Source organism: Rheinheimera sp. B2H12 (genome assembly GCF_059620065.1).
In genome coordinates this window covers 3253787-3268156 of sequence record NZ_CM184363.1, presented here as the reverse complement: position 1 = coordinate 3268156, position 14370 = coordinate 3253787, and the positions used below count along the sequence as shown (strand labels likewise).

Sequence of the window (14370 nt, the reverse complement as noted above, 5' to 3'; positions counted from 1 at the left end):
CAGTTTTTTCTATCTGTTGATCCTTGAATCTAACCTCAGCCTCGTCGCAGGAGTAAGCATGTTAAAGCGTGATATGACCATTGCCGATTTTGATCCGGAATTAGCCAAAGCCATTGCGGACGAAACTCAGCGTCAGGAACACCATATTGAACTGATCGCCTCTGAAAACTACTGCAGCCCACGTGTGCTGGAAGCCCAAGGCTCACAACTGACCAACAAATATGCCGAAGGTTATCCGCATAAGCGTTATTACGGTGGTTGTGAGTTTGTTGATATTGCTGAAGATTTAGCGATTGCCCGCGCCAAAGAGTTGTTTGGTGCTGATTACGCCAACGTGCAACCTCATTCTGGCTCACAAGCCAACTCTGCAGTCTTTCTGGCGCTGTTAAATGCCGGTGATACCATTCTGGGTATGAGCCTGGCGCACGGTGGTCATTTAACGCATGGGGCGACTGTGAGTTCATCTGGCAAACTGTACAAAGCTGTACAATACGGTCTGCACCCGGATACTGGTGTGATTGATTATGATCAGGCTGAAGCACTGGCGCTGGAACATAAGCCAAAGCTGATTATTGCTGGTTTCTCTGCTTACTCAGGCATTGTTGATTGGCAGCGGTTCCGTGACATTGCGGACAAAGTCGGTGCCTACCTGATGGTTGATATGGCGCACGTGGCAGGTTTAGTTGCCGCTGGCCTGTATCCGAACCCGGTACCAGTGGCAGACGTCGTGACGACCACGACGCATAAAACGCTGGCAGGTCCACGCGGTGGTCTGATCCTGGCTCGCAAAAACGAAGAAATTGAGAAAAAACTCAATTCAGCCGTGTTCCCTGGTGGTCAGGGCGGTCCTTTGATGCATGTGATCGCTGCCAAAGCGGTCGCTTTTAAAGAAGCGCTGCAACCAGAATTTAAAGTATATCAACAGCAGGTGCTGGTGAATGCTGTCGCCATGTGTGATGAATTTATGGCGCGTGGTTACAAAGTGGTCTCAGGCGGCACTCAGAACCATTTATTCCTGCTTGATCTGATTGACAAAAATATCACTGGTAAAGATGCCGATGCCGCGTTAGGCCGTGCTCACATTACTGTGAACAAAAACTCAGTACCAAATGACCCACGTTCACCATTCGTCACTTCTGGTTTGCGTATTGGTACACCGGCGATCACTCGCCGTGGTTTTGGTGAAACTGAAAGCCGTCTGGTGGCAAATTATATCTGTGATGTGCTGGACAATCTGGGTGATGAAGGTGTCGTTGAACGGGTGAAAGGTCAGGTGACTGAACTTTGTGCCCGCTTCCCGGTTTATGCCTGATTTGGCAAGACAGTTGTCAAAAGTGATATGATGGCCGCTACTGCGGCCATTTTTTTAAGGAACACCTTTGTGTTTTGTCCGTTTTGTCGTGCTGACGACACCAAAGTTATTGACTCTCGTTTAGTCGCTGAAGGCCATCAGGTACGGCGGCGTCGGGAATGTGGCGCTTGTCATGAACGTTTCACCACTTTTGAAACTGCCGAGCTGGTAATGCCGCGTATCATCAAACGTGATGGCTCGCGTGAACCTTACAACGAAGATAAACTCAGAAGTGGCTTACAACGTTCACTGGAAAAACGGCCGGTGCCGACCGAGCACATTGAGTTATTGATCAGCAAAGTGGAGTCACAATTGCGTGCCACCGGCGAGCGCGAAGTGCAAAGTGAGCTGATTGGTCATCTGATTATGGATGGTCTGGTGAAACTGGATAAAGTGGCTTATGTCCGGTTTGCTTCAGTCTATCGTTCTTTTAAAGATATTCGCGAATTTGGTGAAGAGATTGCCAGGTTAGGGGACGAATAATTGCCATTTAGCTCTGATGATGAAAAGTTTATGCAGCGCGCCATCGAATTGGCAGCTTTGGGTCGTTATACCACCTCGCCAAATCCGAATGTCGGTGCTGTGCTGGTGCTGGATGGCCAGATTATTGGTGAAGGTTATCATCAGCAGGCGGGTGGGCCACATGCCGAAGTGTTTGCATTGCAACAGGCTGGCAGTCAGGCATGCGGAGCGACTTGTTATGTCACGCTGGAACCTTGTAGTCATTATGGCCGGACACCGCCTTGTGCGCTGGCTTTGATTGAGGCTGGTGTAGCCCGTGTTGTGATGGCGATGCAGGATCCCAATCCGCAAGTGTCTGGCCGCGGAGTTAAACTGCTGACAGATGCCGGCATTCAGGTCGACGTTGGCTGTCAGGAAAGTGCAGCACGAGCGCTTAATCCGGGGTTTTTACAGCGAATGCAACGGCAAAGGCCTTGGGTTCGGTTGAAACTGGCGGCCAGTGTGGATGGCGCTATAGCGCTTGGCAATGGCGACAGCAAATGGTTAACAGGTGCCGCCGCCAGAGAGGATGTGCAGCTGTGGCGGGCGCAAAGTTGTGCCATTTTATCCACGGCCCGTACTGTACTGGCGGATCAAGCGCAGCTGAATGTCCGCTCCAACCAGGTGACGCCACTGCACAATGGTCAGGTCCGTCAGCCGTTGCGGGTGATCCTGGATCGGCAGGGGCAGTTAAGCGGTCAAGAAGCACTTTTTCAAACCGGTGGCGATATTTTGTTAATACGCCCGCCTGGGACCGGGTCTGAGCCAGTTGAGCTAAGCACACCGCAGCGGCAAGTTTCAGTGGCTGAGGTGGCGCTGGATGCCGACCACAAATTTAATTTACCTGCCTTGTTGGACCTGCTGGCCAGCAAACAGATCAATCTGCTTTGGGTTGAAGCCGGTAGCACATTAGCCGCCGCATTTTGGCAACAAGGTCTGGTTGACGAATTTGTGTTGTACCAGGCGCCATTGTTACTTGGGCTGGGTGCATTACCCATGATGCCGCTAGCGCCATTAACCAGCTTAGCGCAGGCAAAACGCTGGCAGTGGCAGGATGTGTGTCGTATTGGTGATGATCTGCGGTTAGTTGCGCGTTTAACAGGAGAGTCCGAATGTTTACCGGAATTATTGAAGCGACAGGCGTGATCAGTCAGCTCAGAGCGCAAGCTGGTGATTTGACGGTGCGGATCCAGAGTACAACGCTGGATTTTTCCGATGTCAAACTTGGTGACAGTATCGCCAGTAACGGCGTTTGCCTGACGGTGACGGCACTGGGTCAGGACTGGTTCAGTGCGGATTTATCCACCGAAAGTCTGGCGTTGACGTTGTTTTCTAGTTACAAAACTGGCCAGCGCGTTAATCTGGAAAAAGCGTTATTGCCGACCACAAGGCTGGGTGGGCATTTGGTCAGTGGCCATGTGGATGGCGTGGCTGTCGTGAGCCGGCTGGAAAAAACCGGCCGTGCCTGGCACATTTATCTGAAAACTCCGCCAGCTCTTGCCAAATATATCGCCCACAAAGGCTCAGTCACTATTGATGGTGTCAGTCTGACGGTGAATGAGCTGCTGGCGGATGAGTTCCGGCTGACCATAGTACCGCATACCGCTTTGCAAACCACGTTACAGCAACTGGCGCCAGGTCAGCAGGTGCATCTGGAAGTGGATGTGTTGGCGCGTTATTTAGAGCGGCTGCTGACAGGCCAAACCGCCACGGCCAAATCAGCTGTCAGTCTGGAATTATTACAACAACGCGGTTTCCTCTGAAACCGACCCTGGTTACAACCTTAAGGTGAGTTATGCAATTAAATACACCGGCTGAAATTATCGATGATATCCGCAATGGCAAAATGGTCATTCTGATGGATGATGAAGACAGGGAAAATGAAGGTGATTTGGTGATGGCGGCAGATTATGTTACCCCGGATGCCATCAATTTTATGGCAACTCATGGTCGTGGTCTGATTTGCTTAACTCTCACCCGCGAGCGCTGCAAAACGCTGAATTTGCCTTTGATGGTGGATAAAAACAAATCGCAGTTTGCCACCGCTTTTACCGTGTCGATTGAAGCCGCTGAAGGCGTCACCACGGGGATCTCTGCCGCCGATCGCGCCAGAACGGTGAAAGCCGCGGTGGCGCGGGATGCCAAAGCCAGTGATATTGTGCAGCCTGGGCATATTTTCCCATTGATGGCGCAAGATGGCGGTGTGCTGGTGCGGGCCGGTCATACTGAAGCGGGTTGTGATTTGGCCCGGCTGGCAGGATTAGAACCTGCAGCGGTGATTGTGGAAATCCTCAATGACGACGGCACCATGGCGCGCCGGCCGGATTTGGAAAAATTTGCTGCCAAGCACGGCATCAAAGTCGGCACTATCGCCGATTTAATTGAATATCGTAACCTGCATGAAACCACCATCGAAAAGGTGGCTTGTTGCAAGTTACCGACTGAAGTTGGGGTATTCGACCTGGTGACGTTCCGCGATACCATTGATAACCAAATCCATTTTGCTCTAGTCAAGGGCGAGATCCAGCCGGAACAAGCAACCTTAGTTCGGGTACATTTACATAACACTTTTAGTGATTTACTGCTGGCTGATCGAGCCGCAAACCGCAGTTTTTCATTACATAGTGCCATGCAGCGGATCAATGACGAGGGTGGGGTACTGGTATTACTCGGTAAACATGAAAGTACCGAAGATCTGATAGCCACAGTGCAGAATTTTGAAGCTGAAGATAAAGGCGAAAAACCAGTCTCAGCCCCCTGGAAAGGCACTTCGCGTAATGTTGGGGTGGGGTCACAAATTCTGGCCAGTCTGGGGGTGCGTAAAATGCGCTTGCTCAGCCAGCCGAAACGTTACCATGCTTTGTCAGGTTTTGGCCTGGAAGTGGTGGATTACGTTTCCGAATAATAGCTTCATGCCAATAGTAAAGAAACACTAGTCGGATGAGGCCGTTGTTGTGTTATCATATGCGGCCTTTTTAGCAACAGTTCGAACAACTCCCCACGATACGAGGATTACCCATGCAAGTGATTGAAGCAGGTTTAGCCGCCAAAGGTAAAAAGTTTGCCATCGTTGTGGCACGTTTTAATAGCTTTATTGTGGAAAGTCTGCTTGAAGGTGCACTGGATACTCTGAAGCGGGTCGGCGATGTTGCTGAGCAGGATATTACCGTGGTGCGGATCCCTGGCGCCTTTGAACTGCCGTTAGCAGTGCAGAAAGTCGCCGCCAGTGGCAAATATGATGGCATCATTGCGCTGGGCGCAGTGATCCGCGGTGGCACGCCGCATTTTGAATATGTCGCTGGTGAATGTGTCAAAGGCATTGCCCAGGTTTCAATGCAATACAGCACTCCGGTCGCTTTTGGCGTGTTAACCGTTGAAAGTATTGAACAAGCGATTGAACGTGCTGGCACCAAGATGGGCAACAAAGGCGGTGAAGCCGCTATGTCTGCACTGGAAATGGTTAACGTGTTAGCACAACTGTAGGATTTTTAGATGAAACCAAATGCTCGTCGCCAGTCTCGTTCGCTGGCTGTCCAGGGGGTTTATAGCTGGCAAGTCAGCAAAAACCCGATTGGCGATATTGAACAACAGCTGCTGCTGGAACAAAACACCAAACACCTTGATGTCGGTTACTTTCAGGATATCCTGCGCGGTGTGGCAGTGAATTTTGCCGTGCTGGATGAAGCGGTTAAGCCTTTTATTGACCGTCCGTTTGAAGAAATTGATTTGGTGGAAAAAGCCATTTTACGTGTCTCAGCCTATGAGTTGAAGTTCCGTTTGGATGTGCCTTATAAAGTCATTATCAATGAAGGCATAGAACTGGCGAAAGCCTTTGCTGCCGATGACAGCCACAAGTTTGTCAACGGTATTCTTGATAAAGCAGTCAAACTACTGCGGCCAAATTGATGGAGAGCCGGCGAAAGTCGGCTTTTTTATGGGCGAATTTGAACTAATAGCAGAATGTTTCAGCCAGGCCGGTCGCAGTCGTGCAGACGTGATTATTGGCGTGGGTGATGATGGTGCGGTATTGCAGGTCCGTGATGGTTTTGATTTGGTGGTGACCACAGATACCATGGTGGAAGGGGTACATTTTTTTCCGGATGTGGATCCAAGAGCACTTGGCCACAAGCTGGTGGCGGTCAATGTCAGCGACTTGGCTGCGATGGGGGCCGAACCAAGCTGGTTGTCACTGGCTATTACTTTACCAAAAGTCGACCCAGTCTGGTTGCAGGCCTTTGCTGAAGGTTTAAGTGAAACTGCCGATTATTACAACTGTCAGTTGGTCGGTGGTGATACCACCCGGGGTCCATTGACCTTGACTGTTATTGCCAAAGGTCTGGTGCCAAAAGGCAAAGCTTTGACCCGTGCCGGCGCTAAAGTAGGTGATTATCTATATGTGACTGGCACACTTGGGGATGCCGCGCTTGGGTTGAAGCTGGTGCAGAATCAGGTCGAAGTCAGTAAAAAACATCGTGCCCACATTTTACAACGTTTTCATTATCCAACTGCCCGTGTCGCGCTCGGCCAGGCATTACGTACTATTGCCAGCAGCTCCATGGATATTTCTGATGGTTTATGTGGTGATTTGCCGCATATTCTGCAGCGTTCTAAAGTCGGTGCTATCGTTGATGTCAGTAAGATTCCGATGTCGCAGGCCCTGAAAGACAGCTGTGACTGGCAAAGTGCTTTACATTGTGCCTTGTCCGGTGGTGAAGATTATGAACTCCTGTTCACAGTACCAGAAAACAAGAGAGGCGCGCTGGAAGTATTATTGTCACCTTATGGTGTTCCTGTAACCTGCATTGGCCGGATCACCGGCTTGGCGGGTAAACTGGAACTCAAACAAGGTGATGTTGCTTTTGCCTATCAACATCAGGGTTATCAACATTTCTGATGGCAGCACATCCGTTTGATTTAACCAAATGGCAACACTGGCTGGCAGTTGGATTTGGCAGTGGCTTGTCCCCCAAAGCTCCCGGCACCGTTGGCACCCTGGCCGCAGTTCCGCTGGTGTATGGCCTGAGTTTTTTACCCGCATCGGTTGCTTTGCTGCTGTTACTGCTAGGGAGCTGGTTTGGTTGCTGGTTATGTGACAGGGTAAGCCGCGATATTGGGGCTGAAGATCACGGCGCCATCGTGTTTGATGAAATCATTGGTTTTGCCCTGACCATGTGGGCGGTACCACTGAGCTGGTGGACTTTATTGCTTGGTTTTGGCCTGTTCCGGTTACTGGATATTGCTAAACCAGGACCCATTGGCTGGTGTGACCGCAACATCGGTGGCGGTGCTGGTGTGATGGCGGATGATATTGTTGCCGGAATACTGGCTTGCGGCCTGATGCATGGTGTATTGTTAGTCTTTGCTTAGTTCATCTGACTGAATCCTGCAGGCTGTTATGATTGTCCGGTTTTTGTTGCTGTTATGCTGTTGCTTCTATTCTGCTCTGCTGTTGGCTGTAACCCAGCCACAATCCATTTATGATTATGATATTAAGCAATGGACATCGGTCGATGGCTTGTCAAATAATTCGGTGCGGGCACTGACCCAAGACCGCCAGGGTTATTTATGGATCGGTACACTGACCGGCTTAAATAGGTTTGATGGCAACAAGTTTGAAGTTTTTACCAGTCAGAACAGCCGTCATCTGGTTAGTAATGCCATCACCCGCTTGCTGACCGACAGTCAGGGTTATATCTGGATAGGTACCCGGTCGGGTTTATCCGGTGTTAATACCGACACCTTGAAATTTGATCGTTACTCCATTCTGGCTGAAGTCAGTGCTATCGTCGAAGTTGCTCCGGATGAAATCTGGGTGGCAGCTGATCACCTGTTTCGGCTCAAAGCTGGCAAAATCAGCAGGGTCGATGAAATCAAAGAGCAGGTCAGTCAGTTGGAAGCTGATGGCGATCATGTCTGGGTGACCAGTAATAAATGGTTATATAAAATTGACCGCAATGGGCTGGTGGAGAAAATCCCGTTGCCAACAGATATCGCCCAGCGCCCGGTGTATGACTTGTTGCTGATCAATGACAAACTTCATCTGGCGACAGAGCAAGGTTATTTTCATTTAGCTGGCAGCGTGATTGAACGCTGCAGTTTACCTGTTGCCGCCGGCACTCAGGTTTACAAGCTGTTCCGTGATCATCAGAATTCCGATTGGGTGTCCAGTTTCAGTCAGTTATTCCATCGCCATCAAGGTCAGAACTGGCAGGTGATTAGCCGCGACGATTTAGGCAGTTCTACCCTGTTTAATGATATTTATCAGGATAAACAACAAAACGTCTGGTTAGGCAGTTTCAGTGATGGTTTATATCGTGCTTCGCGCAGTAAAATCAAAAGAGTGCTGGATAAACAGTTGCAGGATGAAGTGGTGCGCAGTGTGGCTGTGGGTCCGGACCAACGATTATTACTGGCGACCCAAAGTAATCTGAGTTTTCTTGATGCCAATCACAAGTTCACGCCTGTTCAGTTGAGTAATAAAGAACCTTTATCTATTGTGCAGGATATGCAACCTGAAGGTGTCAACTGGTTACTTGCTACCGACAGCGGCCCGATGCGGTTTGACACCGGTCGCAATCAATTAACCTTGCTTGATGATCGTTTGCGCGGCGTGAAAACCCGGGTCATTAAACCGCGGCCAGCCGGTGGTTTTTGGCTAGGTACCGCCAACGGTCTGTACAGCTATGATCAGCAACAATTAACCCCTTTTGCCGCCAACAAAGATTTGGAGTCTTCTGTCATCACTTATATCGATGACCGGACAGACAAAATTCTGCTCGGCACCACCAGGGGCGGTTATCAGTATCAGCAACAGAAACTTATCCGGCTTGGGCTTGGCACGCCTTTATATAACGCATTCATCAGCAGTTTGTTGCTATTAAAAGATGGGACTTTACTGGTAGCCACTATGGATGATGGTTTGTTCATCCGGACTTTTGACGGTAAGTGGCAACAGTTTGACCGCGCCAATGGTTTGCCTTACGAACCTGTGGTGAGTCTGATTTCGGACGATATTTCTGGTTTTGTCTGGGCCAGTACCCTCGAAGGCATTTTTCGTTTTCATCCGGCCGATGTGGGCCGATGGGAACAAAATAAAAACTTGTTCGAGCAGGTGTTGACCCCCTATGACCGGCAGCTCGGCACTGCGCCAGGTCGTTGTTGTAATGGTTTGGGTCACAGTAAAGTGGCGCTGTTAGACCAACAATTATGGTACCCGACGCTCAAAGGCATGGTGACAGTGCCACTGAACTTTAAAACCATTCAGAATCAGTATTACCAGCCACTGATCCAAAAAATTTCTTCGGTGCGGGATTATCTGCTGGAGCCATTGCAACAACGGCTGGTGCTGGACACTGATGAACGAAATCTGACGGTGCATTACACGGCGATTGAGTTTTTGATGCCAGCGGCGCAGGAGTTTCGCTATAAACTGCAGGGCTTTGATACGGACTGGCATCATGTCGGAAGCCGGCGCGAAGCGATTTATACCAATTTACCGCCAGGGAGTTATCTGTTTCAGCTGCAAAGCCGGCTGAATAATCAGAATTGGGAGCTGGCGCAGCAAACCGAGCTGACGTTGGTGATCCCAAAACGATTTGACGAAACCGCGATTTATCGTGGCCTGTGGTTGTTATTGTTGTTGGTCATTTTATATGGCTTGTTCTGGTTGTTCCGGCGCAATAATCAGGCGCGGGAAATATCGCTGACCAAACTGGTGAAGCAGCGCACCTTGGAACTGGAAAACAGCAATTTAAAACTCAATGAGTTAAACGAACAGTTATCCCAACTAACGCATAAAGATCCGTTGACCGGCTTGCGCAATCGTCGTTTTATGTTTGAACAGTTGCCCAAAGATATCGAACATTATCAACGCAATCGGGATTCGATGCTGGCGCAAAACAAGTGTATTGCCCTGATCCAGTTGGACTTAGATCATTTCAAAGTCGTGAATGATAAATACGGCAATAGTGCCGGTGATGGCCTGCTGCAACAAATTTCCGGTTTATTGATTAGGGAAACCCGCGGCTCAGATTATGTAGTGCGTTATGCCGGTGAGCAATTTATGCTGGTGCTCAGGGATACACCGCTGGATCTGGTGAAAGAATTTGCCCTGCGGCTGAATGAATTAATTGCATTGGAGCCCTTCCAATTACCAGACGGTCGGGTGGTCAGGGTGAATTGTTCGGTCGGTTATGCGATTTATCCGCTGGAATTGCTGGGTGGTCAGTTGATTGGCTGGGAAATTTCATTACAGCTGGCTGAACTGGCGTTGTTTCATGTGAAAAATTCTGGTCGCAATGGCGTGGCCACCATTGTATTTGATCAACAAGTCGATGCGTTTGAGTTTGAAGACAGTAAACATATCGAGGCTCAGGTTGAGAAGTTTCTGGCTGATGGGGTGGCCTGGTTTGAGTTAACACTGGGGAAAGTCGGGCAAGGCCGTATTATTGAAATGCCAGACAAGTTCTGAGTAGCAATAACGACAATGGGGGCCTGAGCCCCCATTGTCGTTACAAGTCTGCATTCAACTCAGTTTAGCACTGCAGTTAACCGGCGATAAACTGCTGGATTTGTCGCAACATGCCGGCACTGTCCAGCCCCAGCTCTGCATATAACTCGTCCTGACTGCCATGGCGGATAAACTGATCAGGCAAGCCTAAATTCAGTAGCTTATAGCTTAAACGAAGTGCTGCAACCGCTTCATTCACGCCAGAGCCAGCTCCGCCGGCCAGGGCATTGTCTTCAATAGTCACCAGACTATGGTGGTCTGCTGCCAGTTGTTGTAACAGCGCTAAATCCAGTGGTTTGACAAAACGCATATCGACCAGAGTGGCATTGAGGCTGTCTGCCACTGTTTTGGCGCTTTGTAACAAAGTTCCAAATACCAGTAAGGCGACGCCTGTGCCCTGACGGATGGTACGGCTTTGACCCACCGGCAGCAACTGCATCTGTGATTCCGGGGCTATACCTGTGGCTGAACCACGCGGGTAACGCACAGCTGCAGGGCCTTGGTGCTGATAACCGGTATACAGCATCTGGCGACATTCATTTTCATCGGACGGCGCCATAATCACGACATTGGGAATGCAGCGCAGGTAACTTAAATCAAAAGCACCTTGGTGAGTGGCGCCATCGGCACCGACAATGCCGGCCCGGTCAATGGCAAACAGCACGTCCAGATTCTGCAGCGCCACATCATGAATAAACTGATCATAACCGCGTTGCAGAAAACTGGAATAAATCGCCACCACAGGTTTTAAACCTTCGATTGCCATGCCTGCAGCCAGTGTGACTGCATGCTGCTCGGCAATAGCGACATCAAAATAACGATCCGGGTAAGATTTAGAAAACTGCACTAAATCTGATCCTTCCCGCATGGCTGGGGTGATGGCCTGCAATTTGGCATCTGCGGCTGCCATGTCACAAATCCACTGGCCAAAGATATTGGAAAATGTTGGTTTACCAGCTTTTTTCGCTGGTTGGCTGGTATTAGTCGGATCAAATTTACTGACTGCATGGTAGCCAATTGGATCTTGCTCGGCCGGTGCATAACCTTTGCCTTTTTTGGTCACCACATGCAGCAATTGTGGGCCTTTTAACTGTCGCATATTGCGAATGGTATCAACCAGATTATTCACGTCATGGCCGTCAATTGGGCCAATGTAGTTAAAACCCAGCTCTTCAAAAAAGGTGCCTGGCGTGACCATGCCTTTAAAATGCTCTTCAGCACGGCTAGCCAGCTCATGTAACGGCGGTACCCCACTTAAAATCTTTTTGCCGCCTTCGCGCAGGCTGGTATAAAAATTACCGGATAAAATTCTGGCAAAATAACGGTTCAGCGCGCCAACATTTTCCGAAATTGACATTTCGTTGTCGTTGAGGATCACCAGCATATCGGGTTTGACTTCACCAGCATGGTTCAGTGCTTCAAACGCCATGCCGGCGGTAATAGCGCCATCACCAATCACAGCAACCACTTTGCGGTTTTGCTGTTCGGCTTTGGCTGCGATGGCCATGCCAAGAGCGGCACTGATGGACGTGCTGGAATGACCCACAGTCAGGGTGTCGAATTCACTTTCTTCCCGGCAAGGAAACGGATGCAAACCATCCAATTGCCGGATGCTTGGCATCCGCTCACGGCGACCGGTCAGAATCTTGTGCGGGTAAGCCTGATGACCCACATCCCAGATCAGCCGATCAAAGGGGGTGTTATAGACATAATGTAAAGCGACTGTCAGTTCAATAGTGCCAAGACCTGAGGCGAAATGGCCACTGCTCTGACTGACAGATTTCAGTAAATAATCTCTCAGCTCGTGACTGAGACGAGTCAACTGGTCTTGCGGCAGCTGGCGAAGCTCAGCCGGCAGATTGGCTTTGGCTAATAAAGGGTAATCAAGAATATCTGGCGCCATCGTCTGAACCTTGGTCAAAAGCTGCGTGCAATTACGTAATGAGCAAATGCGCTGAGTTGTTGGGTATCGTAAGGTAACACAGAAAGTGCGGTGTTGGCTTGCTCAAACAGTTGCTGAGCTTTGGCTTTTGCCGCAGACAAGCCTAACAAAGCCGGGTAAGTCGCTTTATTGGCCTGTTGATCTGAACCTTGTGGTTTACCTAGCACGGCGGTATCACCTTCAATATCCAGGATGTCATCCTGCACCTGAAAGGCCAGGCCCAGCGCCCGGGCATACTGGATCAGCGCAGCTAATTCAGCCGCGTCTTGTTTCGGGCTGCAAAGCCAGGCCATCCGGACCGTACATTCAATTAAAGCACCGGTTTTTAACTGATGCATCGCTTCCAGCGCTGTCACTGTCATCTGTTTATTGGTATGCGCCAAATCAATGGCCTGGCCGCCGCACATGCCCTGATAACCGCCTAGTTTAGCCAGTTGCTGCACCATCGCCAGCCTATTGGTTGCGCTGACCTGTTGATAAGGATGGCTGGCCAGAATATCAAAGGCCAAAGCCTGCAGCGCATCACCTGCTAAGATGGCGGTGGCTTCATTAAAAGCTTTATGGCAGGTTGGTTGACCGCGGCGTAAATCATCATCATCCATCGCGGGTAAATCATCGTGGATCAGCGAATAAGTATGTAAACATTCAATCGCTGCTGCCGGAGCATCTAAATCAGTCAGACTGGCCCCCAGCATTTCACCACAGCTGTACACCAGAAAAGGCCGGATCCTTTTGCCGCCATTGAGCAGACTGTAGACCATAGCATCATGTAGCATCTGGTCATTGCGTGGCTGTTGCTGCAAAAGAGCCGACATCTGTTGTTCAACCCGTTGCTGAAACACAGATAAAGAAAGCAAAGACACGTTATTCTCCTTGTTCCGGCTGAAATGGCACCAGTTGGGCGGGCTGTAACAGGATTTGTACCTTTTGTTCCGCCGCCTGTAGTTGTTGCTGGCTTTGCCGTGCGAGTAAAATGCCGCGTTCAAATTGCTGCAGGGCATCATCAAGTGATAAATCACCTTGTTCCAACTGGTGCACTATCGATGCCAAATCTGCAATCATTTGTTCGAATTGTGGCTGATTTGCCTGCTTTTTACTCATCATCCGCCCCTTATAAAAGTGTGCGCAAAGTTACCTTAGCAAAGTGTTATGGTCAATCAGATTGGTCGGTCCGGCAACTAAAATCAGCTGGCGGTGGAAATTTTTTTAACGCTTGACGGATAATGGCCGATAAACCACGATAAGCTATTATCGTTTAAGTATTTAGCTTTACTCAGCATCAGGAGTTTTCTGTGGATTTAGCAACAATACTCGGGTTAGTCGCCACTATCGGTATGATGGTTTGGGCTATGTATCTGAGCGCCTCTGGCGATTTGGCGATGTTTTATGATTTCATTTCTATTGTTATTGTGTTCGGCGGTAGCATTACCGTTGTATTCATGAAGTTTACTTTGTCGCAGTTGGGAGGTAGTTTTAAAGCTGCTGGCAAAGCTTTTATGTTCAAAATCGATTCGCCCGAAGTTCTGATTGAAAAAGCGGTGCAGTTGGCGGATTCTGCCCGAAAAGGTGGCTTTTTGGCGTTAGAGGAGGCTGAAATACCGAATGAGTTTATGCAAAAAGGCATCAATATGTTGGTCGATGGTCATGATGCTGATGTGGTCCGTGGCACCCTGGAAAAGGATATTGAGCAAACCTATAACCGACACGGCATTTATATTGCAATCTTCAAGCAACTGGGGGATTTAGGCCCAGCAATGGGAATGATCGGCACTTTAATAGGTCTGGTTGCCATGTTAGCCAATATGTCCGATCCAAAAGCGATTGGTCCTGCAATGGCCGTTGCCTTATTAACTACATTATACGGTGCTGTGCAAGCGAACTGTCTGTGTATGCCGCTTGCTGATAAAATGGCGATACGTAACGAAGAAGAAAAAACCAGCAATCAACTTATTCTGGATGCCATTATGGGCATTCAGGATGGACAGAATCCCAAAGTTATCGAAGGGGTATTACGTAATTATTTGATGTCGAAAAAACGTGAAGCAAAAGTTGATGGTGAATAGGGGG

Annotated in this window: 14 protein-coding genes; 11 read left to right on the top strand and 3 right to left on the bottom strand. The window is 49.4% G+C overall.

Going from position 1 to position 14370, the window contains the following annotated elements:
- The first annotated feature begins 58 nt into the window (after positions 1-58).
- From glyA to AC53GJ_RS13990, 10 genes are all read left to right on the top strand, one after another.
- Complete coding sequence (gene glyA, locus AC53GJ_RS14035; protein ID WP_496728524.1) at positions 59-1312, top strand: serine hydroxymethyltransferase; 1254 nt, start codon at positions 59-61, stop codon at positions 1310-1312.
- A gap of 69 nt (positions 1313-1381) precedes the next feature.
- The gene (nrdR, locus tag AC53GJ_RS14030; protein WP_496728522.1) at positions 1382-1834 is read left to right on the top strand and encodes a transcriptional regulator NrdR; all 453 of its coding nucleotides are present in this window, start codon (positions 1382-1384) and stop codon (positions 1832-1834) included.
- Positions 1835-2998: a bifunctional diaminohydroxyphosphoribosylaminopyrimidine deaminase/5-amino-6-(5-phosphoribosylamino)uracil reductase RibD gene (gene ribD, locus AC53GJ_RS14025; protein ID WP_496728520.1), complete on the top strand. Its 1164-nt coding sequence runs from the start codon at positions 1835-1837 to the stop codon at positions 2996-2998.
- Positions 2965-3615, top strand: coding sequence for a riboflavin synthase (locus AC53GJ_RS14020; protein WP_496728519.1), 651 nt, complete (start codon positions 2965-2967; stop codon positions 3613-3615). Before ribD ends, AC53GJ_RS14020 begins: the two co-directional genes overlap by 34 nt.
- A gap of 32 nt (positions 3616-3647) precedes the next feature.
- On the top strand, positions 3648-4757 hold the full coding sequence (ribBA, locus tag AC53GJ_RS14015; RefSeq protein WP_496728517.1) for a bifunctional 3,4-dihydroxy-2-butanone-4-phosphate synthase/GTP cyclohydrolase II: 1110 nt from the start codon (positions 3648-3650) through the stop codon (positions 4755-4757).
- Positions 4758-4870: 113 nt separating this feature from the next.
- On the top strand, positions 4871-5335 hold the full coding sequence (gene ribH, locus AC53GJ_RS14010; RefSeq protein ID WP_496728515.1) for a 6,7-dimethyl-8-ribityllumazine synthase: 465 nt from the start codon (positions 4871-4873) through the stop codon (positions 5333-5335).
- A 9-nt stretch (positions 5336-5344) separates the two neighbouring features.
- Positions 5345-5758 (top strand): transcription antitermination factor NusB, encoded by a 414-nt coding sequence (gene nusB / locus AC53GJ_RS14005; protein WP_496728513.1) that lies wholly within the window; start codon positions 5345-5347, stop codon positions 5756-5758.
- A 28-nt stretch (positions 5759-5786) separates the two neighbouring features.
- A complete protein-coding gene (thiL, locus tag AC53GJ_RS14000) occupies positions 5787-6746 on the top strand; it encodes a thiamine-phosphate kinase (protein WP_496728511.1) in 960 nt (319 codons plus the stop codon).
- On the top strand, positions 6746-7219 hold the full coding sequence (locus tag AC53GJ_RS13995; RefSeq protein WP_496728510.1) for a phosphatidylglycerophosphatase A family protein: 474 nt from the start codon (positions 6746-6748) through the stop codon (positions 7217-7219). The genes thiL and AC53GJ_RS13995 overlap by 1 nt, the downstream gene beginning before the upstream one ends.
- A 28-nt stretch (positions 7220-7247) precedes the next feature.
- Positions 7248-10322, top strand: a complete 3075-nt coding sequence (locus AC53GJ_RS13990) for a ligand-binding sensor domain-containing protein (protein ID WP_496728508.1) — start codon at positions 7248-7250, stop codon at positions 10320-10322.
- A 76-nt stretch (positions 10323-10398) separates the two neighbouring features.
- On the opposite strand, the gene dxs is transcribed toward AC53GJ_RS13990, so the two are convergent.
- From dxs to AC53GJ_RS13975, 3 genes are read right to left on the bottom strand one after another with little or no spacing between them, the layout of a single operon-like run.
- Positions 10399-12264 (bottom strand): 1-deoxy-D-xylulose-5-phosphate synthase, encoded by a 1866-nt coding sequence (gene dxs / locus AC53GJ_RS13985; RefSeq protein ID WP_496728506.1) that lies wholly within the window; start codon positions 12262-12264, stop codon positions 10399-10401.
- 14 nt (positions 12265-12278) lie between these two features.
- A complete protein-coding gene (ispA, locus tag AC53GJ_RS13980) occupies positions 12279-13166 on the bottom strand; it encodes a (2E,6E)-farnesyl diphosphate synthase (RefSeq protein ID WP_496728504.1) in 888 nt (295 codons plus the stop codon).
- A 1-nt stretch (position 13167) separates the two neighbouring features.
- Complete coding sequence (locus AC53GJ_RS13975; RefSeq protein ID WP_496728502.1) at positions 13168-13407, bottom strand: exodeoxyribonuclease VII small subunit; 240 nt, start codon at positions 13405-13407, stop codon at positions 13168-13170.
- Between the two features lie 188 nt (positions 13408-13595).
- Here AC53GJ_RS13975 and pomA point away from each other — a divergent pair, with 188 nt between their 5' ends.
- Positions 13596-14366: a flagellar motor protein PomA gene (gene pomA / locus AC53GJ_RS13970; RefSeq protein ID WP_496728500.1), complete on the top strand. Its 771-nt coding sequence runs from the start codon at positions 13596-13598 to the stop codon at positions 14364-14366.
- Positions 14367-14370 lie beyond the last annotated feature (4 nt).

Excerpts from the sequence above, each read along its gene's own strand:
- AC53GJ_RS13990 (WP_496728508.1), top strand. The coding sequence starts at position 7,248 with ATGATTGTCCGGTTTTTGTTGCTGTTATGCTGTTGCTTCTATTCTGCT.
- AC53GJ_RS13975 (WP_496728502.1), bottom strand. The coding sequence starts at position 13,407 with ATGATGAGTAAAAAGCAGGCAAATCAGCCACAATTCGAACAAATGATT.
- AC53GJ_RS14020 (WP_496728519.1), top strand. The coding sequence starts at position 2,965 with ATGTTTACCGGAATTATTGAAGCGACAGGCGTGATCAGTCAGCTCAGA.
- dxs (WP_496728506.1), bottom strand. The coding sequence starts at position 12,264 with ATGGCGCCAGATATTCTTGATTACCCTTTATTAGCCAAAGCCAATCTG.
- ribH (WP_496728515.1), top strand. The coding sequence starts at position 4,871 with ATGCAAGTGATTGAAGCAGGTTTAGCCGCCAAAGGTAAAAAGTTTGCC.
- nusB (WP_496728513.1), top strand. The coding sequence starts at position 5,345 with ATGAAACCAAATGCTCGTCGCCAGTCTCGTTCGCTGGCTGTCCAGGGG.
- glyA (WP_496728524.1), top strand. The coding sequence starts at position 59 with ATGTTAAAGCGTGATATGACCATTGCCGATTTTGATCCGGAATTAGCC.
- AC53GJ_RS13995 (WP_496728510.1), top strand. The coding sequence starts at position 6,746 with ATGGCAGCACATCCGTTTGATTTAACCAAATGGCAACACTGGCTGGCA.
- thiL (WP_496728511.1), top strand. The coding sequence starts at position 5,787 with ATGGGCGAATTTGAACTAATAGCAGAATGTTTCAGCCAGGCCGGTCGC.
- ribBA (WP_496728517.1), top strand. The coding sequence starts at position 3,648 with ATGCAATTAAATACACCGGCTGAAATTATCGATGATATCCGCAATGGC.